This is a genomic window from Rathayibacter tanaceti, from assembly GCF_001634385.1.
GTDB lineage: Bacteria > Actinomycetota > Actinomycetes > Actinomycetales > Microbacteriaceae > Rathayibacter > Rathayibacter tanaceti.
On the sequence record NZ_LIIN01000136.1, the window covers coordinates 1 to 7,219 of the forward strand.

The window sequence follows — 7,219 nt, forward strand, 5'->3', positions numbered from 1 at the left end:
CGACGGCGGGCACCGCCCAGATCGGATGCACCGACGAGACCAGCGCGAGCATCCCGAGTGCGAGGGCGGCGAGACCCGGCTCGCGCGGCCGGTCGCCCCAGGGGCGCCGCCGAGCGCGCCAAGAGGGTGAGTGGGCGGCGAGCGCCGTGCCGGAGGAAGGGAGGAGTGTGCCAGTCGTCATGCGCCGATCCTCCCCGGGGCCCGTGCCGCGCGAGGAGTCGGCCGCCCGATCGGGGGAGGGATCCGCCTCCTACTCGCCTGTGGAGGACGCAGCGCACGGCGCGAGTGGCCCCGACCGGCGTCGTTCCGGGCCTCAGAAGGCCGGAATCGCGGGGATCACGGGCTCGGGCTGGTAGGTTACCGACGGTCCGACCGGTCGAGGGCATTCGTCTCCGGCCGAGGACGATCCATCACAACCAGCTGTTCCTGACAGCGTGAACGTCCTGGGAGGACACTCCATGGCTGACAAGTCGCTCAACCGCACCGAGCTCGTCGCGAAGATCGCCGCCGACTCCGGCCAGAGCCAGGCCGCCGTCAACGGCGTCCTCGACTCGCTCTTCACCACCCTCGCCGACTCCGTCTCGAACGACGTGAAGGTCACCATCCCCGGCTGGATCGCCGTCGAGCGCACCTCCCGCGCCGCGCGCACCGGCCGCAACCCGCAGACCGGTGAGACCATCCAGATCGCTGCCGGCCACTCGGTCAAGGTCTCGGCCGGCACCAAGCTCAAGGCCGCCGCAAAGTAGTCGCGGTCTTCGACGACGATGACGACGGCCCCGGCGCAGTGCCGGGGCCGTCGTCATCTGGCGCGGCTCCCGATCAGCCGTGGAACGTAGGCTGTCCTGGTGAATCGAACCGCCCGGATCGTCGGCCCCGCGCTCGCGCTCGTCGTCGCCGCGCTCGTCGCCCTCGTGGCGGCGCTCGCCTTCGGCGGTGGTGCCGCCGCCCCGCTGCTGAACGACCCGGGCCCGGTCGTGCGGTACGGGCTCCCGATCGCCAAGCTCGCCGTCAACCTGGGCGCTGCCGGCATGATCGGCTCCCCTCGTGCTGACGCTCTTCGCCCCTCAGCCCCGCGGCCAGCCTCTCGACCTCGCGAGGGGCCCGCGCCGAGGCCGCCGGCGTCTCGGCCCGCGGCGGATCGACGCGCTCCGCGGTGGCTCCCGCGCGCACCTCCGCCGCCCCTGCTCCCGAGCCGCGCACCGAGTACTCGATCGCGCTCGACGTGGCCGCCGCGAGCGCCGCCTTCTTCGCCGCCGCGAGCGCCGTGACCGGCTTCTTCACCTTCCTCAACGTCACGCAGACGCCCCTGAGCCTCGACCGCGACTTCGGCACCAAGCTCAGCTACTTCATCGGCAGCATCCCCGTCGGCCAGTCCTGGCTCATCACGACCCTCCTGGCCGCGGTCGTCACCGTCCTCTGCTTCGCCGTCCGCAATCAGACGGCCCTGGTCTTCGTCACCGTCCTGGCCCTGCTCACCCTGCTGCCGATGGCCCAGCAGGGTCACGCGGCCGGAGCGAGCGGGCACGACGCCGCAGTCACCGCGCTCGGCCTGCACCTCGTCTTCGCTGCCGTCTGGCTCGGTGGCCTGCTCACGGTCGTCGCCCTGCGGCCGATGCTCGAGGGCTCGCGGCTGCTGCCGGTGATCGAGCGCTACTCCAGCCTCGCTCTGGTGAGCTTCGTCGTGGTCGCCGCCTCCGGCTACATCAGTGCCGAGCTGCGCCTGGCGACGCTCGACAATCTGCTCACCGGCTACGGGATCCTGGTGCTCGTCAAGGTCGCGGCGCTCGTCGCCCTCGGCCTGTTCGGCGTCGTGCAGCGGCGCTTCCTCCTTGAGCGGATGCGTTCCGCCGGCGGAGCGGGCGGCCGCAGCTTCTGGTGGCTGGTCGGCGCCGAGATCGCGTTCATGGGCATCGCCTCCGGAGTCGCCGCCGCGCTCGCGCGCACGGCCACCCCGGTCGACCAGATCGCGGCCAGCCAGCTGACCGACCCGACTCCCGCGCAGCTGCTGACCGGCGAGCCCCTGCCGCCTCCCCCCAGCGCTCTGCACTTCGTCACGCTGTGGAACGTCGACCTCGTCTGGCTGCTGGTGTGTTCGTTCGGCATCGCCTTCTACGTCGCCGGCGTGGTGCGCCTGCACCGGCGCGGCGACCGCTGGCCTCTGCACCGCACGATCCTCTGGATCGCCGGGATGCTCCTCCTGGCCTACATCACCAACGGTGGAGTGAACGCCTACGAGAAGTACCTGTTCAGCGCGCACATGCTCGCGCACATGGTCCTCACCATGGCTGTGCCGGTGCTGCTCGTGCCCGCCGCACCGGTGACCCTGATCGCGCGCGCGGCGATTCGGCGGACCGACGGCTCCCGCGGACCGCGCGAGTGGGTGCTGCTCGCCGTGCACTCGCGGTTCGCCACCGCGATCTCGCATCCCATCGTCGCCGCGCTGCTGTTCGTCGGATCGCTCTGGGGCTTCTACTATTCCCCGCTGTTCCGCTGGGCCACGACCGACCACATCGGTCACGAGTGGATGATCGTGCATTTCCTGATCACGGGCTACCTCTTCGTGAGCGTCCTGATCGGAGTGGACCCGAGCGTGCACCGTGTGCCCTACGCGATGCGCCTGCTGTTGCTGCTGGGCACGATGGCGTTCCACGCCTTCTTCGGCCTCGCGCTGATGACGGGGGAGGGCCTTCTGCTCGCGGACTGGTACGGAGCGATGGGCTGGGGCACCTCCGCCCTCGCCGACCAGCAGGCGGCGGGCGGCATCGCCTGGAGCATCGGCGAGATACCGACACTCGCGCTCGCCATCATCGTCGCGATGATGTGGAGCCGCTCCGACGCCCGTGAGACGAAGCGCCGCGATCGCCAGGCCGACCGCACCGGCGAGGCGGAGCTCACCGCCTACAACGACCGCTTGGCGGCGCTCGAGAAGCGCCGCTGACGATCGATCGGGGTCTTCCCCCTTTCTCTCTCGGGGGTGCGCCCCTGATTCTGCGCCGCGCCTGACCTCGGCCCGTGGCGTCTTCCTAGACTGGCCGCGCCGTTCGCCCGGACCGTCCTCCGATGGTTCCGGTGGAGCGGCCGGACGAGAGGGGAGGCCTCATGATCGAGGCACGGGGACTGACGAAGAGGTTCCGCGCGAAGACCGCGGTCGACGGGATCGACTTCACCGTCGAGCCGGGGCGGGTGACCGGATTCCTCGGACCCAACGGTGCGGGCAAGTCGACGACCATGCGGATGATCATGGGGCTGGACCGTCCCACGGCGGGCTCCGTGCGGGTCAACGGCCGGCACTACGCCGAGCACGCGGCGCCGCTGCACGAGGTGGGCGCGCTCCTCGACGCCAAGGCTGCGCATCGCGGCCGGTCTCTGCGCGACCACCTGCGGGTGATCGCGGCGACGCACCGCATCCCGCGCTCCCGCGTCGAGGAGGTGATCGAGCTCGTCGGCCTGCAGAGCGTCGCCCGCAAGCGCGTGGGCGGGTTCTCCCTCGGAATGGGCCAGCGCGTCGGCATCGCCACCGCCCTGCTGGGCGACCCCCAGACCCTCCTGCTCGACGAGCCGGTGAACGGCCTCGATCCGGAGGGGGTGCGCTGGGTCCGCGACTTCGTCCGCGGCCAGGCTGCGGAGGGTCGCTGCGTGCTGCTGTCGTCGCACCTGATGAGCGAGATGGCGCAGACCGCCGACCACATCATCGTGCTCGGCCGCGGTCGGATCCTCGCCGACGCTCCGCTGAACGACTTCCTCGCCGAGGCCAGGCCCCGCGTGCGGGTCTCGAGCCCCGAGGCCGACCGGCTCGCCGGACTGCTGGCCGATCGCGGTGCGCGCGTCGGCCGAACCGCGGGCTCTCTCGACGTCGAGGGCCTGGACGCCCCCACGATCGGGGAGCTGGCCTTGCACGGCGGTATCGCCCTGCACGCCCTCACGCCACTGACCCGCTCCCTCGAGGAGGCCTACACCGCGATGACCGAGGGAGCCCTCGAATACAGCACCGCCACCTCCTCGGAAGGAGCCGCCCGATGACCGATCGGAGCACCGCCACCGCCCCCCGACGCTCCGCGCTCGACGGAGTCCGACTCCGCCCCGGGGGAGTCGTCGCCTCCGAAGTGCTCAAGCTGGTGACCGTCCGCTCGACCTGGTGGTCGATCGGCGTCGCGGTCGTTCTCTCTCTCGGCCTCGCAGCGATCCTCGCGTCCGACATCGCCGGTGAGCCGATCGCCGAGCTGGCGACCGCCCGCGCCGTCAGGGCGTCGAGCGTGCATCTGCAGGTGATCGGGCTCGTCATCGCCGTCCTCGGCGCCCTGTCGATCGGCGGCGAGTACGCGACCGGCATGATCCGCTCGACCTACACCGCCGTCCCGCGACGGCTGCCGTCCCTGCTCGCGCGCGCTGGTGTGGTCGCCGGTGCGGCGTTCCTCGTCGGAACGGTGACCACGGCCGGGTCGTTCACTCTCATCTCCTCGGGGCTCGCGAGCCGAGGAGCAGCCCCTGTACTCGACGGTGAGGTGTTCGGGGCGCTCCTCGGCGGGGCGTTCTATCTCGCGGTCGTCGGCGCCTTCTCCGTGGGCATCGGGGCACTGCTGCGCAGTTCGGCGGCGGCGATCGGGATCTCGGTCGGCGTGCTCTTCGTCCTGCCGGTCGTGGCCGCCCTGGCCGGGGCCCTGCTGCGGGCGCAGTGGGTCGCCGACGCGAGCCCCTACCTGCTCTCGCGCCTGGGCGGAACGCTCTCCGACCTCCCGGACGACTCCGGGATCGGCCTCGCGGCCGCTGTCGCCGGGGCTCTCGGCTGGGCGCTCGTCGCACTCGTGCCCGCCCTCGTGGCGACCCGCGTGCGCGACGTGTGAGCCGGCCGTCCCGCCTCCTCCACAGGCCGTCGCAGACGGCCGTCGTGCCCGCCGCGACCTCGGAGGAGGCGGGGCGCGGGGCTCCGCTGGGTACAGTGGTCCGGTGACCCAGCCGACCCTCTCCGACGAGCAGCAGCGGGTGTTCGACCTCATCGAGAACACGCGCGAGCACCTCTTCGTCACCGGCCGAGCAGGCACCGGCAAGTCCACCCTGCTCAACCACCTGAGCTGGAACACCGAGAAGCAGATCGTGATCTGCGCGCCCACCGGAGTCGCCGCCCTCAACGTGGGCGGCCAGACCATCCACTCGCTCTTCCGCCTGCCGATCGGCGTCATCGCCGACTCCGACCTCGACCAGCCTCCTGAGCTGCGCAAGCTCCTGAACACCATCGACACCCTCGTGATCGACGAGATCTCGATGGTCAACGCCGATCTCCTCGACGGCATCGACCGCAGCCTCCGCCAGGCGCGGCAGCGTCGCTCCGAGCCGTTCGGAGGCGTCCAGGTCGTCCTGTTCGGCGACCCCTTCCAGCTCGCCCCCGTTCCCGGCGATCCGGAGGAACGCGCCTACTTCGCCGACCGCTACCGCTCGCTGTGGTTCTTCGATGCCCTGGTCTGGCGGGAGGCGCCGCTGCGGATCGTCGAGCTCGGCACGATCCACCGCCAGAGCGACGAGCGGTTCAAGTGGATGCTCAACGCCGTCCGATTCGGAATGGTGACGAAGGAGATCGCCGACGTGCTCAACGCGGCGGGGGCGCGCACGCCTCCCGCCGACGACGCCATCACGTTGGCGACCCGCAACGACACCGTCAACCGGATCAACCAGGCCGCGCTCGCCCAGCTCAAGGGCCCGCTGAAGACGGCCTCCGCCGAGATCAGCGGCGACTTCGGTGGCCGCGCCTACCCGGCCGACCAGAACCTCGAGCTCAAGATCGGCGCGCACGTGATGTTCCTGCGCAACGACTCCGATCAGCGCTGGGTGAACGGCACGATCGGCCGGGTGACGAAGGTCGCGGGTACGGTCTGGGTCGAGGTGGACGGCGAGGTGCACGAGGTGGAGCCGGCGACCTGGGAGCGCTACCGCTACTCCTACTCCGCGGCCACCAAGAAGCTGACCCGCGAGATCGTCGCCGAGTTCGCGCAGTTCCCGCTCCGCCTCGCCTGGGCGGTCACGATCCACAAGTCGCAGGGCAAGACCTACGACTCGGCCGTGGTCGACCTCGGGCAGCGCGCCTTCGCGCCGGGCCAGACCTACGTGGCGCTCAGCCGCATCACGAGTCTCGAGGGCCTCTACCTCACCCGTCCCCTGCGCCCGAGCGACATCATCGTCGACAAGGATGTGCTGCGCTTCATGTCCGAGCAGCGCGCGGAGCCGGCCGTCGTCGCCGAGGTGCGTCCCTAGGCCGCGGCGCAGGTGCGCGCCAGGTCGCGGAAGAGCTCGGTGGTCAGGCGGTACGCCTCCGCCACCTCCGCGATGACGCGCTCGCGCTCGTCCTCGTCCCAGCCCGCGCAGTCGAGCTGCTCGCGGTAGGTGGCGCGGAACGCCGACGGCGCCGCTATCTCGGCGTAGAGGAAGAAGCCGACGCCGTTGGTCTCGAAACCGAAGCGGCGCTGCAGCAGGGTGCGCACGATCACGCAGCCCGAGAGGTCGCCGAGGTAGCGCGTGTAGTGGTGGGCGACGAAGCCGCCGCTCCACCCCGCCGCCACCGTCCGGATCCGCTCGACGTACGCGCTCGTCGAGGGGAGCGGGCGGATGCGCTCGCGCCAGTCCTCACCGACGAGGAACCGCAGGTCCTCGGTGATGGCGGGCAGGCGGGTCAACTGGGGAGAGAGGAACGGGGCGGCGACGGGATCGCCGGACATGGCGTCGGCGACGGCCTCGAGCGCCTCGTAGACGAAGTAGTGCTGCGAGATGAGCGCGATGTAGTCGTCGCGGCTCCCGGAGCCGGTCATCAGCGACGTCATGAAGGCGGCGCCCTCGTCGTCGGCGCCCGATTGCCCGATGCGTCGGCGCAGCGCCTCCGAGAACGGGATGACGTTCGACACGGCGACCTCCCTCCACGACTTAGGTTGTCCTTACCTTAGCCGAGTGGGGCCGCCAGGGCCAGGGTCAGTGCCGGTGACCGCCGTCGACGACCGGCATCGTCATGCCGCCCATCCCACTCGATCCGCCCGACGTGGCGGCGAGAGCGGGAGTCGCGAGCGCGGAGACCATCAGCGCGCCGGCCAGCAGACCGATGACGGCGCGGGAGGCGGACACGGGCCGCTCCTCCTGTACCGGCGACCGGAGCGAGACGGCGACCACGGCCGCGGCGATGAGCTGGAGCGCTCCCGCCGCCAGCGCCGGCAGCGGCTCGCCGAGGACGCCCGTCGCCAGT

At 71.4% G+C, this 7,219-nt stretch carries 7 protein-coding genes and 1 pseudogene; 5 read left to right on the top strand and 3 right to left on the bottom strand.

Going from position 1 to position 7,219, the window contains the following annotated elements; genetic code table 11:
* The coding region (locus tag ACH61_RS13175; protein ID WP_201787613.1) for a hypothetical protein at nt 1-181 on the bottom strand (181 nt) is incomplete at its 3' end.
* Nucleotides 182-458: 277 nt separating this feature from the next.
* Here ACH61_RS13175 and ACH61_RS13180 point away from each other — a divergent pair.
* The 5 genes from ACH61_RS13180 to ACH61_RS13200 all read left to right on the top strand — a co-directional run bounded on the left by ACH61_RS13180 (nt 459) and on the right by ACH61_RS13200 (nt 6,243).
* The gene (locus tag ACH61_RS13180; RefSeq protein ID WP_056037903.1) at nt 459-746 is read left to right on the top strand and encodes an HU family DNA-binding protein; all 288 of its coding nucleotides are present in this window, start codon (nt 459-461) and stop codon (nt 744-746) included.
* Between the two features lie 407 nt (nt 747-1,153).
* Nucleotides 1,154-2,938 carry a cytochrome c oxidase assembly protein gene (locus tag ACH61_RS13185; protein WP_068212791.1) on the top strand — a complete coding sequence of 595 codons (1,785 nt, stop codon included), beginning with the start codon at nt 1,154-1,156 and terminating at the stop codon, nt 2,936-2,938.
* 161 nt (nt 2,939-3,099) lie between these two features.
* Nucleotides 3,100-4,020 (top strand): ABC transporter ATP-binding protein, encoded by a 921-nt coding sequence (locus ACH61_RS13190; RefSeq protein ID WP_068212794.1) that lies wholly within the window; start codon nt 3,100-3,102, stop codon nt 4,018-4,020.
* A complete protein-coding gene (locus ACH61_RS13195) occupies nt 4,017-4,841 on the top strand; it encodes an ABC transporter permease (RefSeq protein WP_068212797.1) in 825 nt (274 codons plus the stop codon). The genes ACH61_RS13190 and ACH61_RS13195 overlap by 4 nt, the downstream gene beginning before the upstream one ends.
* Nucleotides 4,842-4,944: 103 nt before the next feature.
* Nucleotides 4,945-6,243 (top strand): ATP-dependent DNA helicase, encoded by a 1,299-nt coding sequence (locus tag ACH61_RS13200; RefSeq protein WP_068212800.1) that lies wholly within the window; start codon nt 4,945-4,947, stop codon nt 6,241-6,243.
* Here the strand turns inward: ACH61_RS13200 and ACH61_RS13205 are convergent.
* Both ACH61_RS13205 and ACH61_RS17520 read right to left on the bottom strand, forming a co-directional pair.
* Complete coding sequence (locus ACH61_RS13205; RefSeq protein ID WP_068212804.1) at nt 6,240-6,887, bottom strand: biliverdin-producing heme oxygenase; 648 nt, start codon at nt 6,885-6,887, stop codon at nt 6,240-6,242. The two genes, ACH61_RS13200 and ACH61_RS13205, sit on opposite strands and share 4 nt — an antisense overlap.
* 64 nt (nt 6,888-6,951) lie before the next feature.
* Nucleotides 6,952-7,219 (bottom strand): annotated as a pseudogene (locus ACH61_RS17520) (hypothetical protein); the annotation flags it as partial.

Bases quoted from the DNA above. Each gene is read 5' to 3' on its own strand.
- ACH61_RS13180 (WP_056037903.1), top strand. From the start codon at position 459: ATGGCTGACAAGTCGCTCAACCGCACCGAGCTCGTCGCGAAGATCGCC.
- ACH61_RS13190 (WP_068212794.1), top strand. From the start codon at position 3,100: ATGATCGAGGCACGGGGACTGACGAAGAGGTTCCGCGCGAAGACCGCG.
- ACH61_RS13195 (WP_068212797.1), top strand. From the start codon at position 4,017: ATGACCGATCGGAGCACCGCCACCGCCCCCCGACGCTCCGCGCTCGAC.